This is a genomic window from Pseudomonas californiensis (genome assembly GCF_021147775.1).
Classification (GTDB): domain Bacteria; phylum Pseudomonadota; class Gammaproteobacteria; order Pseudomonadales; family Pseudomonadaceae; genus Aquipseudomonas; species Aquipseudomonas californiensis.
The window spans coordinates 38,786-54,805 of record NZ_JAGTPK010000023.1; the positions used below are offsets into that span (position 1 = coordinate 38,786).

Sequence of the window (16,020 nt, forward strand, 5' to 3'; positions counted from 1 at the left end):
CTGCCTGCGCAGATGTCAGCGCACCATATGCAGGAACTGCATATGGCGCTCGTACTGGTCGAGGACGTCGTTGATCACCTGCTCCTTGGTGTAACCCACCAGATCGTAATCCTGGCTGCCTTCACTCAAGTGCACTTCGGCGCGGTAGTAGCGACGGTTGTTGAGCTGCTTGGAGCCCATGCCGCCACGGGCGAAGGATGGCGTGAAGAAGCCTTTCATCTGTACCTGATAGATGAAAGGACGCTCCTCGCCATGGCCGATCTCCAGGGTGACCGAATCGTTTGACGGATCAGGCACGTTGACCACGTTCAGACCCTTCTCGACGAACACCGCAGTCACGTCGTCGATGGCCGGCCGCACGGTCTGATCGAGGAAGCGATACACCTCGTCGCGCGAGGGGTAATGCACGGCCTGACTCAAGCGCTGACGCCAGCCACCGCGTCGTGCACCGGAAGCCGGAGCCAGCGAGTACAGCTGCGCGATCTGGCGTTGGGACTCCATGAAGAACGCCTTGTGCAGCCCCCACATCATCAGCAACAGAATCAGCGAGAACGGCAACGATGTCAGCACCACCGCTGACTTCAGCGCATCAATGCTGCCCGAAAACAACAGACCGCTGGTGATCAGTGCCGTCGCGACACCCCAGAACACTCGCAGCCATTTCGGGCCATCTTCGTCCGGGTTGCCGCCTTTGGCCGACAGTGTCGAGAGCACCACTGTGCCCGAATCTGCGGACGTCACGAAGAACACGAAGCTGATGAACACCGTGACCGCGATGACCGTCTTGCTCCACGGATAAGTTTCCAGCAGCAGGTACAGCGTCATCGACGGATTGTCGATTGCTGACTGGCCCAGGGCTGTCATGCCGTGGTTAAGCACCTGGTCGATGGCGCTGTTGCCGAAGATCGACATCCACGCCAGAGTGAAGCCCAGTGGGATCAGCAACACGCCGAAAACGAACTCACGGATGGTACGGCCACGGGAGATCCGCGCGATGAACAGGCCTACAAACGGCGACCAGGCAATCCACCAGGCCCAGTAGAACACTGTCCAGCCGCCCAGCCAGTCACTGGGTTCGTCGTAGGCGTAGACGTCAAAGCTCTTGGTCGGCAACGCGCCCAGGTAATCGCCAATATTCTGCACCAGTGTATTGAGCAAGTGCTGGGTAGGACCGGCGAACAACACGAACAGCAGCAGCGCGCAGGCCAGTAGCATGTTGATGTCGGACATGACACGCACGCCTTTATCGACACCGGCAATGGCGACCAGAATCGCGGCGCCCATCATCAGGGTGATGAGCCCGACCTGAATCCAGTGGGTGTGCGCGACGCCGAACAGGTAATCCAGACCGGAATTGAGGTGCAACACCCCAAAGCCCATGTCCGCACCCAGACCGAAGATCGTCGCGATGATGCCAAAGCCGTCCACTGCATACCCGATAGGGCCATTGATGCGCTTGCCGATCAGCGGGTACAGCGCCGAACGCAGGGCCAGCGGCAGGTTATGCCGATAGGCGAAGTAAGCCAGCGCCATGCCGACGAAGGCAAACACGCCCCAGCCATGCAGGCCCCAGTGCAGAAACAACAACTGCATGCCCTGGCGCGCAGCGTCGGCAGTTCCAGCGTCACCCTGCGGCGGTTGCAGCAGGTGGGTCAGGGGTTCTGAAACGCAGAAGAAGAACAGCGTGATGCTGATCCCGGCGGCGAACAGCATCCCGGCCCATGACAGGTAACTGAATTCGGGTTCGTCGTGGTCGGCACCGAGCTTGATCTTGCCGTAGCCGGACAAGGCGGTGACCACCACGAAGACCAGATACAGCGTCATGACCAGCATGTAGTACCAGCCGACCGTATTGGCCGCCCAGTTCTGCGCAGCCAGCAACCATTCACCGCTGGCTTGCGGGAAGGCGATGACCGTGATGCCAAAGATCAGAATAAAACTCGCAGCGAAGTAAAACACTGGAGCGTTCATGCGGACCATACCGCTTGATGGTGTACTCGGAGTGCTCATCGACTGCGTGCCTCCGGACTGATTAAACCAACTGCTGGAAACGGATACGGCAAGGGTTAGCCTCCTGGTGTGAGCGGGCAGCGAACCACCGGTTTAACTTGAATGAACGTTCAATTAAAACATGAAAGTGCCCGCAAAATCGAATCGCGGGCCGGTGAATGCTGGCTCAGCCAAGGGTATGACGAGTGTCGGAGGGGTTCGTTCCCCTGTGCAGGCAACGTATTTCGGGTGCATTTACCGGCCTCTTCGTCAGCAAGCTGACTCCCACAGAGGCCCGTCAGGTGGGCATCTTGTGGAGGCGAGCTCGCTCGCGAAGGCCGGCTTATTTCTGCGTGCCGTCATCCTGTTGCAGCAGGTTGGCCTGGGTGAGGTTGCAACCGGCTGGCACGCTGCGGGTCAGCCAGACGTTGCCGCCAATGGTCGAACCCTTGCCGATGGTGATCCGGCCCAAAATCGTCGCACCGGCGTAAATCACCACATCATCCTCAACGATCGGGTGCCGTGCGTGGCCTTTCTGCAACTGACCGTCCTCGTCCGCCGGGAAGCGCTTGGCGCCCAGTGTGACGGCCTGATAGATCCGCACGCGCTCGCCGATGATGGCCGTTTCGCCAATCACCACACCCGTTCCGTGATCGATAAAAAAGCTCGGGCCGATCTGCGCGCCGGGGTGAATGTCGATGCCGGTCGCCGAGTGGGCAATTTCCGAACTGATGCGCGCCAGCAACGGCAGGCCAGCGCGATAAAGATGGTGGGCCAGACGGTGATGAATCACCGCCAGAATACCGGGATAGCACAGCAGCACTTCATCGACGCTGCGCGCTGCCGGGTCGCCGTGATAAGCGGCCAGTACATCGGTGTCGAGCAGCAGACGAATCGCCGGCAAGGCCGTGGCGAAATCCTGAATCAGTTCGAGCGCGTGCTTATCGATGCCGCCCAGATCCTCGCCCTGCTGATGCGCCACGTAGCGCAATTCCAGACGGGCCTGAGCGAGCAATGCGTTGAGCGCCACATCAAGCGTGTGCCCTACGTAGAAATCTTCGCTTTCTTCGCGCAAATCGACCGGGCCCAGGCGCATCGGGAACAGCGCCCCGCTCAGGGCCTCGAGAATCTCGCCCATGGCCGCGCGAGACGGCAGCTCGCGTCCGCCATGTTCACCGCTCACTCGCCGGTTACGAGCCCGCCAGTCCTCACGTGCTCCACGCAGCTGGCTGACGATACGCTGCAACTGCCAGTGGCTGGAACGGCCGTTGGCGGATGCTTTTGGAATATCGCTCACGCTGAACTCTCCTTGGTGTTGACGGTGGCGACCCGGTTGCTGGACGCTGCTGCTGCCACTCTACGGCAAACATTCAAGTGGAAAAAATAACAATTTTTGTAGGAAATCACTGAGCCAAGCATAAGCACAGACGGGTTGCCGTGCAGGAAACGTCTGCCTATAGTCCGATGACTCTTTACACGGCTTATTTATCACCATGATCAACCATCAGCTCGCCCGCTTTAATCGCCTGCCATTGATTGACGCTCCTACTGCTCTGGAAAAGCTCGAACGGCTGTCGTCCTGGGCGGGCCGAGACATCTACATCAAACGCGATGACACCACAACGCTGGCGCTGGGGGCAACAAGGTTCGCAAACTTGAATACCTTGCGGCTGATGCGTTGGCACAGGGTGCCGACACCCTGATTACCGCAGGTGCCATCCAGTCCAATCATGTGCGCCAGACCGCAGCGCTGGCAGCACGTCTGGGCCTGGGTTGTGTTGCGCTGCTGGAAAACCCGATCAACACCGAAGACCCGAGCTACCTGAACAATGGCAACCGTCTGCTGCTGGGGTTGTTCGATGCCAAGGTCGAACTGGTAGAAAACCTCGACAACGCCGACCAACAGCTTCAGGCATTGGCGACCCGTCTGCTGGCCAACGGCAAGAAGCCTTATGTGGTGCCGATCGGTGGTTCCAGCCCTGTCGGAGCGTTGGGTTATGTGCGTGCCGGGCTTGAACTGGCCGAACAGATCAAACAGACCGGCATCGAGTTTGCAGCCGTCGTGCTGGCGTCCGGCAGCGCTGGAACGCACAGTGGCCTGGCGCTGGCACTTGCTCACGAGCTGCCGGAGCTGCCCGTCATCGGCGTGACGGTATCGCGCAGCGAAGAGGCGCAGTTGCCGAAAGTGCAGGGCCTCGCCGAGCGCACCGCCGAGTTGCTGGATATCGCCTTGCCGGAACACTTCAAGGTCGAGCTTTGGGACGAATACTTCGCCCCGCGCTACGGCGAACCCAATGCCGGAACGCTGTCGGCGATCAAACTGGTAGCCAGCCATGAAGGGCTGCTGCTGGACCCGGTTTACACCGGCAAAGCAATGGCCGGCCTGCTGGATGGTATCGGTCGCCAGCGCTTCAATGACGGTCCGTTGATCTTCCTGCATACCGGCGGTGCGCCAGCGTTGTTCGCTTACCCTGACGTGTTCGCTGACTGAGGTTGACCGCGAAACGTGTCGTTATGCCCATAATGTAAAAAATAAGCTCTTTTAGTTATTTTTATTCATAAAGGCATGGCCTTATAGTGGCGCCCGCAGGTGCAGACAGTAAAAAGCCGCCTGAAAAAAGGCTGAATTTATTCAGCACCAAGACGCTCCAGTCGGGTCAGTAAAAGGCCAGACACTCAATACCAACAAGAGGCTCGCATGAACATTTCCGCTATTCGTCGCACGTTTCTTTTCTCGGCACTGGGCTTGATGCTCGGTTCCGGTATCGCTGGACAAGCCATGGCTGGCGAGCAACTGCAGAAAATCAAGGATAGCGGCACACTCAGCGTGGGCCTGGAAGGCACCTACCCACCGTTCAGCTTCGTGGACGCCAATGGCAAACTGACCGGCTTTGAAGTCGAGTTCTCCGAGGCACTGGCCAAGGAACTGGGCGTAAAAGCCAAGCTGCAGACCACCAAATGGGATGGCATCCTTGCCGCACTGGAGTCCAAGCGTCTGGACGTGGTCATTAACCAGGTCACCATTTCTGACGAACGCAAGAAAAAGTACGATTTCTCCCAGCCCTACACCATCTCCGGTATTCAGGCGCTGACCCAGAAGAAGAATGAAGGCGCGTTCAAGACCGCTCAGGACCTGACCGGCAAGAAAGTCGGCGTGGGTCTGGGCACCAACTACGAACAATGGTTGAAAGAGAACGTACCCGGCGCAGTGGTCAAGACCTACGACGATGACCCAACCAAATATCAGGACCTGCGTGTAGGCCGTATCGACGCGATTCTGGTCGACCGTCTGGCTGCTCTGGAACTGGTTGCCAAGACCAAAGACACTCTCGCGGTTGCCGGTGCACCGTTTTCCCGTCAGGAAGCAGGCGTCACCTTGCGCAAAGGCGAACCCGAATTGCTGGACGCGATCAACAAGGCCATCGACAAGCTGCGTGCCGACGGCACACTCGCCAAGCTGTCGCAGAAATATTTCAGTGCTGACGTAACCAAATGATCGAAGAGAGCCTGAAGCTCGCGCTGGATTCCGCGCCTTTTCTGCTCAAGGGCGCGTATTACACAGTCATCCTCAGCCTGGGTGGCATGTTCTTCGGGCTGGTGCTGGGCTTCGGCCTGGCACTGATGCGCCTGTCGCGTTTCAAGCCGCTGGGCTGGATTGCACGTATCTACGTGTCGTTCTTTCGCGGCACGCCGCTACTCGTGCAACTGTTCATGATCTATTACGGCCTGCCGGAACTGGGGATCGAACTCGAGCCTCTGACCGCAGCGCTGATCGGTTTTTCGTTGAACATGGGCGCGTATGCGTGCGAGATCCTGCGCTCGGCCATTGGAGCGGTGGAACGTGGTCAATGGGAAGCCGCGGCCAGCATCGGCATGACACGCTGGCAAACCATGCGCCGGGCGATCCTGCCCCAGGCCGCTCGCACCGCCTTGCCGCCGTTGGGCAACAGTTTCATCTCACTGGTCAAGGACACCGCTCTGGCGGCTACCATCCAGGTACCTGAGCTGTTCCGCCAGGCTCAACTGATTACCGCGCGCACCTTTGAAATTTTCACCATGTACCTTGCCGCCGCATTGATCTACTGGATCCTTGCCACTGCACTTTCACACCTGCAGAACAGGCTGGAAGCGAGGGTCAATCGGCATGACCTGGAGTCTTGAAGCATGATCGTGGTTGAAAAACTCACCAAGGAATTCAAAGGCAATCAGGTGCTCAAGGGCATTGATCTGCGCATCGAAGCCGGGGAGGTCGTTGCCATCATCGGCCCGAGCGGTTCGGGCAAGACCACCCTGTTGCGCTGCCTGAACCTGCTGGAAACGCCCGACAGCGGCAAGATCACGGTCGGCGATATCGAGATTGACGGCGCCCGCCCGATCAGTCAGCAGCAAGGTCTGATTCGTCGACTGCGTCAGCAGGTCGGGTTCGTGTTTCAGAACTTCAACCTGTTCCCGCATCGCACCGCGCTGGAAAACGTCGTCGAAGGCCCGATTGTGGTCAAGAAGGTCGAGCGAGAACAGGCACTGGCACTCGGGCGGCAATTGCTGGCCAAAGTCGGCCTGACCGGCAAGGAAGACGCTTATCCACGCAGGCTTTCTGGCGGGCAGCAACAACGGGTGGCGATTGCTCGCGCGCTGGCGATGGAGCCGCAAGTGATCCTGTTCGATGAGCCCACCTCTGCGCTGGACCCGGAACTGGTGGGCGAAGTGCTGACCACCATTCGCGCGCTCGCCGAAGAAAATCGCACCATGGTCATCGTCACGCACGAGATGAGCTTTGCGCGCGACGTAGCCAATCGGGTGATCTTCATCGATAAAGGCGTCATCGTGGAACAGGGCGAGGCGAAAGCGTTTTTTGCCCAGCCGAAGGAGGAGCGTACACGGCAATTTCTGGAGCGAACCAGGGCCTGATCCTACAAGCCTACCTCCAAAGGCAGCGCCCATTCGGCGCTGCTTTTTTTTGTCTCACATTTACAAAAAAATTGATCAATCGAGATAACTGCTGACTTTCCTACGCCTGCTTTTGACAACCCATCGAAACAGTAAAACTCTCCGGCGGGCTCCTTCGCCAAAAATAAAACGCGCCTTGCGTCTGTGACAACCCCAGCCCAGATCGAGCCTTTCCTTAAACCGAGCGCTGACAGGGCTTTTCTACAGCATTGATATCCAGTGGTAGGACATGAGATTCAGCCCAAGTAAACAGTTCTGATTATTATCTGTAGGAAGCATCTAATTTTTCGGAAAGCCTCCACTTGTCACCGACCGTATATTGACAGTTGCGCACAAAGCCCATTAGCTCCCAGCCGAAGCATTCAAAAGCGGAGAAGAATTTCAAGTGCTGAATTCCAACAGTTTGTAATGTTTGCCTAACCTTGGAACTTTAAGGTACTTATCACTCCGCTCATTTCGAGCGCTATTTAACTTGAACGTTACAACTTATGACCACTTTACAATTTAATTCACTTTTCCGGAGCCTTTGGCCATGAACTTTATCTCCTGTATATCCGGCACTCCAAAACTGCCAGCCCCTTCTGTACCGCAGGCCAGCCGCCACGGCATAGGCGTCAGGACTGCCCCGCACCTGGTCGTGCACATTGATCCTTATGAGGGAATGGACGAAGGCGATCTGATCGAATTGTTTTGGGATGGCTGTTACGTTGCGTCAAAAATTCTGACGCCGCCTGACATCAACAACACTGTCGTCCTACGCGTACAGGAAAGCTTTCTACAAAACGGCAAGGCGCGTACCTATTACAGAGTGATGAAAGTGGGAGGCATGCCGATCACATCGGCCTGTCGCAAGCTGTGGGTCAAGCTGGATGCTCCAGGCGGCACGCTGCTGAGCAGCAACATCGAAGAAAATCAGGGCTTGGCTCCGCTGTATGTTGCGCCCTCCGTCCTGCGCCATGGCCTTGGAGAGCGACACATCAGCAACGGGCTGCCGATGACCATCGAGCCTTACCTGAACATGGCCGCACATGACGAAATCACGATCCGCTGGGGCGATGTACGGATGGATCTGCCGCCACTCACAACGCAGGACATTGGTGAACCTATCGACCTGGTATTGCCGTCGTCATTGATTCTTGAAGCGGGCGATGAACATTCGGTGGACGCCACGTATTGCATCATTGATCGCGTCGGCAACAACTCGCTGTGGGCGCCGCCACGTGAAATAAGGATCCGGCCGTCAAGCGAATTGTCCCATTGAACCCTTCAGAATAACTTTCCAGCGCGGGCTAAACACTCAGGTCAATACCGAATACAGCGTTGGCACTCATTCAGCCGCTATCTCTATATAAGCTGACAATAAAATCGTCCTGAAAACAGGGCGTGGCTTTAGACCGTTCTGAACAACGATGATCGCTATACGAGCGTCCGCAGCCTGTTCGCCTTTGCGTGTGAACCGTTTCATGTTTGCCCTTTACAATCAGCAGGTAGCCGGCTTACGTCCGGGCACCGCTGATAACCATCTATGCTTATTCCAAAAATGATGTTTTAAAATATTTTATACACGCTTAGGGTATATGCACCGGACCACCGGACATCGTGATGTTTTTCAGCCGCAACGCTGCGGTCTACTGCTACGAGGTTTCGATGGTCACCTTCACAACCACCCCTGTGGATAACACCAGGGCGGTCTCCTCTGCCAGTGAGCGACGCGAGTCTGATCTGGCAGCGGTTTACCCCCACAACGTCAAGGCTTCACAAGAGCACGACGTTGCACCCCATTTGTTGCCTGCCAAGGTGTTGCAAAACGACGCCGAAGCGATTGCAGCGGCTCACGAACTGGCAGCACTCGCCAGGCTGCATGCAGCCAGACGAGATCAGGAACGCGCCCTGCCCTGGTCAGAAATCGAACACTTCACCCGCAGCGGATTAGGCAGCATTTCAATCCCACGCGCGTACGGTGGGCCAGAGGTCTCGTTTGTGACCGTGGCGGAAGTCTTCAGGATCATCTCTGTTGCTGATCCGGCACTCGGGCAAATCCCGCAGAACCAGTTCGGCATTCTCCATCTGCTTCAGGGCAGCGCCAACGAGCAGCAGAAACAGTCGCTGTTCCGAAGCGTGCTGGAAGGCTGGCGCATCGGCAATGCAGGCCCAGAGCGCGGTACCAAAAACACCTTGGAACTGAAGGCCCGGATTACCGCCGATGGTGATCGTTTTGTCATCAACGGCCAGAAGTTCTACTCCACAGGCGCGCTGTTCGCCCACTGGGTGGCGGTCAAGGCGCTGGATGACGAAGGTCGCCAAGTGATGGCGGTCGTCAAGCGCGGCACACCCGGCCTGCGCATCGTTGATGACTGGTCAGGCTTTGGCCAGCGCACCACTGCCAGCGGCACCGTGTTGCTCGACAACGTGCCGGTCGACGCCGAAAACGTGATTGATAACTGGCGGTTGTCGCTCACGCCGAACATTCAGGGCGCAGTCTCGCAGTTGATTCAGGCAGCCATTGACGCGGGCATTGCCCGTGGAGCCATTGATGACGCCATCGCATTTGTCCGTGACCGGTCGCGTCCGTGGATCGATGCCAAGGTCGAGCGCGCCAGTGACGATCTTTACGTGATCGCCGACATCGGCAAGCTGAAGCTCGAACTGCACGCTGCCGAGGCGCTGCTGCGCAAGGCAGGTCAGGAACTCGATGCAATCAATGCCTCGCCCATCGACGAACACGCCGCAGCCAGAGCGTCCATTGCCGTGGCACGCGCCAAAGTGCTGACCACCGAAATATCGTTGCTGGCCAGTGAAAAGCTGTTCGAGCTGGCGGGCAGCCGCGCAACCCTGGCCGAGTTCAACCTCGACCGCCACTGGCGCAACGCACGCGTTCACACCCTCCACGACCCGGTGCGCTGGAAATACCACGCCGTGGGTACCTGGCACCTGAACGGCACCCTGCCCGCTCGCCATTCCTGGATCTGAACCAGACCACTGGAGACACCTTCCATGAGCTTCAACCCACAAGCGCGCGACAACGCGGCGCTGATCACCAGTGACGCCCAGGCCCTGCAAGTGGCTGGCGAACTGGCTCAATATTTCAAGGCCGAAAGTGCCCTGCGCGATCGCGAGCGACGTTTGCCACATGCCGAACTCGACCTGTTCAGCCAGTCTGGCCTGTGGGGCATCAACGTGCCCAAAGCCTATGGCGGCGCAGGCGTTTCCAATGTCACGCTGGCCAAGGTGATCCAGTTGATCGCAGAAGCCGACGGCTCGCTGGGGCAGATTCCGCAAAACCATTTCTATGCACTCGAAGTGCTGCGCGTAAATGGCAGCCCGCAACAGCAGGCACGACTGTTCGCCGAAGCATTGGCGGGCAAGCGCTTTGGCAATGCGCTGGCTGAACTGGGTACAAAGACCGCCCACGACCGCACCACCCGCCTCAAGCGCGACGGTGACGGTTACCGCATCAACGGTCGCAAGTTTTACGCCACCGGCGCGTTGTATGCGCAACGTATCCCGACCTCGGTGATCGATGACGATGGCGTTCAGCAACTGGCATTCGTCCATCACGACAGCGAAGGCCTGACCGTCATTGATGACTGGAGCGGCTTTGGTCAACGGACCACCGGCAGCGGTTCGGTGGTGTTCAACAACGTGTACGTCAGCGCCGACGACGTACTGCCGTTTCAAAGCGCCTTCGAGCGTCCAACCACCGTCGGCCCGCTGGCGCAGATTCTTCACGCCGCCATCGACACCGGTATCGCCCGTGTCGCCTTCGAAGATGCCCTCGCGTTTGTACGCACCCGCACACGTCCGTGGATCGACTCCGGGATCGAAAAAGCCGTCGACGATCCGTTGACCCTGCACAGCTTTGGCAGACTGGGCATTCGCCTGCACGCTGCCGAAGCCCTGCTGGAACGGGCCGGGGAATATCTGGACATCGCCCAGGCGGACAGCAACGCCGAGACCGTGGCAGCGGCTTCCATCGCAGTGGCAGAGGCCCGGGCCATCAGCACCGATATTTCGCTGGCCGCCGGCAGCACTCTGTTTGAATTGGCCGGCAGCCAGTCCACCCTCGCCGAACATGGGCTGGACCGCCACTGGCGCAATGCTCGCGTGCACACCCTGCACGATCCGGTACGCTGGAAATTTCACGCCATCGGCAACTACTACCTCAATGACACGAATCCTCCTTTGCGGGGGACGATCTGATGGCGCGCAAGAAGATTCTGCTCAACGCGTTCAACATGAACTGCATCGGCCATATCAACCATGGCCTGTGGACGCACCCGCGTGACACCTCCACCCGCTTCAACCGTCTGGACTACTGGACCGATCTGGCAAAACTGCTGGAGCGCGGTCTGTTCGACGGGCTGTTCATTGCCGACATCGTGGGCGTGTACGACATCTACCAGAACTCGGTGGACGTTACGCTGAAGGAAGCCATTCAACTGCCGGTCAACGACCCGCTGCCGCTGGTGTCGGCCATGGCAGGCGTGACCCGGCATCTGGGTTTCGGCCTGACCGCCAACCTGACCTACGATGCGCCCTATCTGTTCGCACGTCGCATGTCGACGCTCGACCACCTGAGCGATGGCCGAGTGGGCTGGAACATCGTCACCGGCTACCTGGACAGCGCAGCTCGCGCCATGGGCCTGAGCGAACAGGTCGAACATGACCGTCGTTACGATCAGGCCGACGAATACCTGGAGGTGCTCTACAAGCTATGGGAAGGCAGCTGGGAAGACGATGCGGTCATCAACGACCCTGAGCAGCGGATCTACACCCAGCCGGAAAAAGTCCACAAGGTGCGTCACCAGGGCGAGTTTTATCAGGTCGAGGGCTATCACCTCTGCGAACCCTCGCCGCAGCGCACGCCTGTGCTGTTTCAGGCGGGCAGTTCTGAGCGTGGTCTGCAGTTTGCCGGGCAGAACGCCGAATGCGTGTTCATCAGTGGCCAGAACAAGACATCAACCCGCGAGCAGGTCGACAAGGTGCGCGCCAGCGCAGTGGCGGCCGGGCGTAACCCGGACGACATCAAGGTGTTCATGGGCCTGAACGTGATCGTTGCCGCGACCGAGGCGCTGGCCCGGGAGAAACACGCCGAGTACCGGCGTCATGCCAGCGCCGAAGCCGGTGTGGCGCACTTTGCAGCCTCTACCGGCATCGACTTTGCCGAATACGAACTGGACGAACCGATTCAGTACGTGAAGAGCAACGCCATCCAGTCCGCCACCAAAAACCTGAAAAACAACGACTGGACCCGCCAGAAGCTGCTGGATCAGCACGCGCTGGGGGGCCGTTACATCACCGTCGTCGGCTCGCCCGAGCAGGTCGCCGACGAGCTGGAATCGTGGATCGAGGAAACCGGCCTGGACGGCTTCAACCTGACTCGTATCGTCACGCCGGAAAGCTACGAGGACTTCATTGATCTGGTCATTCCCGAGCTGCAACGCCGCGGATCGTACAAGACCGCCTACGAGGAAGGCAGCCTGCGCAGAAAGCTGTTCCCCGACGGCTCGGATCGCTTGCCGGAACGCCACGCGGGCGCAGGCTACCGACAAACGAAAGCTTCTTGAGTCACTGCAAGACACAGCCACAAACAACAGCCGTTCAGGACATCCGTCTTGAAAACGATCAGGCCTTCAAACCAGACAACCCATGGATCACACGATGACAAAGACCCTCGTAGCACTGGCCCTTGGCCTGTTGACCCTGACCGCTCACGCTGCCGACGCGCCGCTGAAAGTCGGCACCACTGCAGCGTTCGCTATCCCGCTGGAAGCGGCCGTCGAAGAGGCCGGCAAGCAAGGCCTGAAAGTCGAGCTGGTGGAGTTCACCGACTGGATCGCACCGAATGTCACCCTCGCTGCGGGCGACATCGACGTGAACTACTTTCAGCACATCCCCTTTCTGACCAACGCCAATGAGGCCGCCGGGTTCGGACTGGTGCCGTACGCGCCTGGCATCATCAACAACGTCGGGCTGTACTCGAAAAAATACAAAAGCTTCGAGGAGCTGCCTGCAGGCGCCACCGTCGCGATCGCCAATGACCCGATCAACAGTGGGCGCGGGCTGCAACTGCTGGCCAAGGCCGGGCTGATCACGCTCAAGCAAGGCGTCGGCTTCAAGGCGACCGAAGATGACATCACCGCCAACCCCAGGAAACTCAAGATCATTCAGGTCGAGGCGGTTCAACTGGTCCGCGCCTACGACGATGCTGACCTGGTGCAGGGCTATCCCGCTTACATCCGTCTGGCCAAAACCTTCCCTGCCGATTCGGCCATTCTGTTTGATGGCATGGACCACCCTGAATACGTCATCCAGTTCGTGATCAAGCCTGATCACAAGGACGATCCGCGCCTGGCGAAATTCGTCGATATCTATCAGCACTCGCCCGTCGTGCGCGCTGCGCTGGACAAGGTCAACGGCAAACTCTACCAGGTAGGGTGGAAAGAATGACGGCCACCGCGCAACGGCAACTGCCACTCGACACCACGGGCGCAGCACCTCTGGCACACCAGACCGAACTGCGCCCGGACCTCAACCACGCCCATGTCCGCTTCATCAATCTGGGCAAAACCTATCACGGCAAACAAGGCCCGGTAGAAGCGCTGGGCAATATCGATCTGGCCATTCAGCGCGGCGAAATCTTCGGCATCATCGGTCGCAGCGGCGCGGGCAAGTCGTCGCTGATCCGCACCATCAACCGTCTGGAACAACCCAGCAGCGGCCGTGTGCTGATCGATCAGGTCGACATCGGCGAATTCAATGAGGACAGACTGGTAGAGCTGCGCCGACGCATCGGCATGATCTTCCAGCACTTCAATTTGATGTCGGCCAAGACCGTCTGGCAGAACGTTGAGTTGCCGCTCAAGGTCGCGGGCGTACCCAAGGAACAGCGTCAACGCAAGGTCGCGCAGTTGCTGGAGCTGGTCGGTTTGCAGGACAAGCACAAGGCCTATCCGGCGCAATTGTCAGGCGGCCAGAAGCAGCGTGTCGGCATTGCCCGCGCGCTGGTCCACGACCCTGCGATTCTGCTGTGTGACGAAGCAACGTCCGCGCTGGATCCAGAGACCACCCAATCGATCCTTGGACTGTTGCGCGAGATCAACCAGCGTCTGGGGCTGACCATCGTTTTGATCACCCATGAGATGGCCGTGATACGTGACATCTGTCACCGCGTGGTAGTGCTCGAAAAAGGCCAGATCGTTGAGCAGGGCAAGGTCTGGCAAGTGTTTGGCAACCCGCAGCACGACGTCAGTAAAACCTTGCTGGCACCCCTGCAACTGGGCTTGCCAAAAGAATGGGCAGAGCGCCTGACCGCGGAACCGCAGCAGCCCGATGCCACGCTGTTGCTGGATGTGCATTTCACAGGTGTCAGCGATCAGGGACCTGACCTGGCCGCGTTGTTTAGCGCGCTGGGCGGCAAGGTGCAGTTGCTGCAAGGCGGCGTCGAACGCATTCAGGATCGCGCCATCGGTCATTTGATCCTGTCGATCAGCGGCTCGCCGTTTGGTCGCGAGGAGCTACTGGCGCGGGCCCGCAAACAGGCGCCGCGCGTGGAGGTATTGGGTTATGTGGTTTGATCGCTTGCTGCAAGGGACGCTCGATACGTTTCTGATGGTCGGGGCGTCCTCGTTGATCGCGTTTTTGCTGGGGATTCCACTGGCCGTGATTCTGGTTACCAGCTCCAGGGGCGGTATTTACGAAGCACCGGCCGTCAACCGGGTGCTGGGTGGGTTCGTAAACCTGTTTCGCTCGATCCCTTTTTTGATTCTGATGGTGGCGCTGATCCCTTTCACCCGGATGATCGTCGGCACCACGTACGGCGTCTGGGCGGCGGTCGTGCCACTGACCATCGCCGCCACGCCGTTCTTCGCGCGCATCGCTGAAGTGAGTCTGCGGGAAGTCGACCACGGCCTGATCGAAGCGGCGCAAGCCATGGGTTGCCGTCGCTGGCACATCATTTGGCACGTGCTGCTGCCGGAAGCGCTGCCGGGCATCGTTGGCGGTTTCACCATCACGCTGGTGACCATGATCAACTCCTCGGCCATGGCCGGTGCCATCGGCGCAGGCGGGCTGGGGGACATCGCCTATCGCTACGGTTACCAGCGTTTTGACACGCAGATCATGCTGACCGTGATCGTGCTTCTGGTTGCAGTGGTCGCCATCGTGCAACTGGGCGGCGACAGACTGGCACGCAGTTTCAACAAGCGCTGACGACCTCACGTGCTTCATGATGCAGGTGAAATGGGAGTACAAGCTGAATCCCGCGTCGGCCGACTGGGAGCGACTGGAAACCATCAATGAGGTGGTCGATATGGTGCTCAATCAGCGCCGATGATTGTTCAAAAATAGGGCAAGGGTATATTGGCAGCTCCACCGGCCCAGAATCTGTCCCAATGAAACTCGATCCGCAAGACCTCGCTCAGATCACCGCCACCACCCTGGGCAACTACAACAACGTCGCTGAAGGTTTTCGTGAGGGCACACGGGATCACGACGTCAGTCAGAACATCGACGCCCTGCTACGCCACATTCAGGGCTCGGCACCGTTTCAGATTCTGGATTTTGGCTGTGGTCCAGGGCGGGATCTGCAGACCTTCACTGCCATGGGGCATGTCGCGACCGGGCTGGACGGCTCCGAGCGTTTTGCCGAGATGGCTCGCTCCGACAGCGGCTGCGACGTGTTGCATCAAAACTTCCTGGAGCTGGACCTGCCTGCGGCGCGATTCGACGGCATCTTTGCCAACGCAGTGTTGTTCCACGTCCCGAAACAGGAACTGCCACGGGTACTGCGCCAACTGTACGGCACCCTGAAACCGGGTGGCGTACTGTTCAGCTCCAACCCGCGCGGACACAACGACGAAGGCTGGAACGGCGAACGCTACGGCGCCTACCATGATCTTGAGTCTTGGCGTGCGCTGCTGACCGATGCAGGGTTTGCCGAGCTGGAACACTATTACCGCCCCGCCGGGCTGCCGAGGGAACAGCAGCCGTGGCTGGCGAGTGTGTGGCGTCGCCATTAAGCGTCGGTTTGATAAAAAGAGGCTCTGAATGCATGCGGGATCACCAATGGAGAGGTACTCCTGG

At 58.8% G+C, this 16,020-nt stretch carries 13 protein-coding genes and 1 pseudogene; 12 read left to right on the forward strand and 2 right to left on the reverse strand.

The window, feature by feature from the left end; all coding sequences use genetic code 11:
* Positions 1-15: 15 nt before the first annotated feature.
* Together betT and epsC are read right to left on the reverse strand one after the other, a co-directional pair.
* Complete coding sequence (gene betT, locus KDX37_RS20205; RefSeq protein ID WP_231654511.1) at positions 16-1,971, reverse strand: choline transporter BetT; 1,956 nt, start codon at positions 1,969-1,971, stop codon at positions 16-18.
* Positions 1,972-2,332: 361 nt separating this feature from the next.
* On the reverse strand, positions 2,333-3,286 hold the full coding sequence (gene epsC, locus KDX37_RS20210; protein ID WP_231654477.1) for a serine O-acetyltransferase EpsC: 954 nt from the start codon (positions 3,284-3,286) through the stop codon (positions 2,333-2,335).
* A gap of 196 nt (positions 3,287-3,482) precedes the next feature.
* Between epsC and KDX37_RS20215 the strand changes: the two are divergent.
* From KDX37_RS20215 to KDX37_RS20270, 12 genes and pseudogenes are all read left to right on the forward strand, one after another.
* Positions 3,483-4,480, forward strand: a pseudogene (locus tag KDX37_RS20215) (D-cysteine desulfhydrase).
* Positions 4,481-4,687: 207 nt separating this feature from the next.
* The gene (gene tcyJ / locus KDX37_RS20220; protein WP_231654478.1) at positions 4,688-5,485 is read left to right on the forward strand and encodes a cystine ABC transporter substrate-binding protein; all 798 of its coding nucleotides are present in this window, start codon (positions 4,688-4,690) and stop codon (positions 5,483-5,485) included.
* On the forward strand, positions 5,482-6,150 hold the full coding sequence (gene tcyL, locus KDX37_RS20225; RefSeq protein WP_231654479.1) for a cystine ABC transporter permease: 669 nt from the start codon (positions 5,482-5,484) through the stop codon (positions 6,148-6,150). The genes tcyJ and tcyL overlap by 4 nt, the downstream gene beginning before the upstream one ends.
* 3 nt (positions 6,151-6,153) lie before the next feature.
* Positions 6,154-6,897 (forward strand): L-cystine ABC transporter ATP-binding protein TcyN, encoded by a 744-nt coding sequence (tcyN, locus tag KDX37_RS20230; protein ID WP_231654480.1) that lies wholly within the window; start codon positions 6,154-6,156, stop codon positions 6,895-6,897.
* A gap of 571 nt (positions 6,898-7,468) precedes the next feature.
* On the forward strand, positions 7,469-8,197 hold the full coding sequence (locus KDX37_RS20235; protein ID WP_231654481.1) for a hypothetical protein: 729 nt from the start codon (positions 7,469-7,471) through the stop codon (positions 8,195-8,197).
* Between the two features lie 536 nt (positions 8,198-8,733).
* Positions 8,734-9,906 (forward strand): SfnB family sulfur acquisition oxidoreductase, encoded by a 1,173-nt coding sequence (locus KDX37_RS20240; protein WP_231654512.1) that lies wholly within the window; start codon positions 8,734-8,736, stop codon positions 9,904-9,906.
* Between the two features lie 24 nt (positions 9,907-9,930).
* Complete coding sequence (locus KDX37_RS20245; protein WP_231654482.1) at positions 9,931-11,136, forward strand: SfnB family sulfur acquisition oxidoreductase; 1,206 nt, start codon at positions 9,931-9,933, stop codon at positions 11,134-11,136.
* Positions 11,136-12,503, forward strand: a complete 1,368-nt coding sequence (locus tag KDX37_RS20250; RefSeq protein WP_231654483.1) for an LLM class flavin-dependent oxidoreductase — start codon at positions 11,136-11,138, stop codon at positions 12,501-12,503. Before KDX37_RS20245 ends, KDX37_RS20250 begins: the two co-directional genes overlap by 1 nt.
* Before the next feature lie 94 nt (positions 12,504-12,597).
* Positions 12,598-13,386 carry a MetQ/NlpA family ABC transporter substrate-binding protein gene (locus tag KDX37_RS20255; protein ID WP_231654484.1) on the forward strand — a complete coding sequence of 263 codons (789 nt, stop codon included), beginning with the start codon at positions 12,598-12,600 and terminating at the stop codon, positions 13,384-13,386.
* The gene (locus tag KDX37_RS20260; RefSeq protein WP_231654485.1) at positions 13,383-14,513 is read left to right on the forward strand and encodes a methionine ABC transporter ATP-binding protein; all 1,131 of its coding nucleotides are present in this window, start codon (positions 13,383-13,385) and stop codon (positions 14,511-14,513) included. The genes KDX37_RS20255 and KDX37_RS20260 overlap by 4 nt, the downstream gene beginning before the upstream one ends.
* Positions 14,503-15,147, forward strand: coding sequence for a methionine ABC transporter permease (locus KDX37_RS20265; RefSeq protein WP_231654486.1), 645 nt, complete (start codon positions 14,503-14,505; stop codon positions 15,145-15,147). Before KDX37_RS20260 ends, KDX37_RS20265 begins: the two co-directional genes overlap by 11 nt.
* Before the next feature lie 182 nt (positions 15,148-15,329).
* Complete coding sequence (locus tag KDX37_RS20270; protein ID WP_231654487.1) at positions 15,330-15,956, forward strand: class I SAM-dependent methyltransferase; 627 nt, start codon at positions 15,330-15,332, stop codon at positions 15,954-15,956.
* The last annotated feature ends 64 nt before the right edge of the window (positions 15,957-16,020 follow it).

What these genes read in the sequence shown, in the direction of transcription:
- betT (WP_231654511.1), bottom strand. Translation starts at nt 1,971, where the DNA reads ATGAACGCTCCAGTGTTTTACTTCGCTGCGAGTTTTATTCTGATCTTT.
- tcyJ (WP_231654478.1), top strand. Translation starts at nt 4,688, where the DNA reads ATGAACATTTCCGCTATTCGTCGCACGTTTCTTTTCTCGGCACTGGGC.
- tcyL (WP_231654479.1), top strand. Translation starts at nt 5,482, where the DNA reads ATGATCGAAGAGAGCCTGAAGCTCGCGCTGGATTCCGCGCCTTTTCTG.
- tcyN (WP_231654480.1), top strand. Translation starts at nt 6,154, where the DNA reads ATGATCGTGGTTGAAAAACTCACCAAGGAATTCAAAGGCAATCAGGTG.
- KDX37_RS20235 (WP_231654481.1), top strand. Translation starts at nt 7,469, where the DNA reads ATGAACTTTATCTCCTGTATATCCGGCACTCCAAAACTGCCAGCCCCT.
- KDX37_RS20245 (WP_231654482.1), top strand. Translation starts at nt 9,931, where the DNA reads ATGAGCTTCAACCCACAAGCGCGCGACAACGCGGCGCTGATCACCAGT.
- KDX37_RS20250 (WP_231654483.1), top strand. Translation starts at nt 11,136, where the DNA reads ATGGCGCGCAAGAAGATTCTGCTCAACGCGTTCAACATGAACTGCATC.
- KDX37_RS20255 (WP_231654484.1), top strand. Translation starts at nt 12,598, where the DNA reads ATGACAAAGACCCTCGTAGCACTGGCCCTTGGCCTGTTGACCCTGACC.
- KDX37_RS20260 (WP_231654485.1), top strand. Translation starts at nt 13,383, where the DNA reads ATGACGGCCACCGCGCAACGGCAACTGCCACTCGACACCACGGGCGCA.
- KDX37_RS20265 (WP_231654486.1), top strand. Translation starts at nt 14,503, where the DNA reads ATGTGGTTTGATCGCTTGCTGCAAGGGACGCTCGATACGTTTCTGATG.
- KDX37_RS20270 (WP_231654487.1), top strand. Translation starts at nt 15,330, where the DNA reads ATGAAACTCGATCCGCAAGACCTCGCTCAGATCACCGCCACCACCCTG.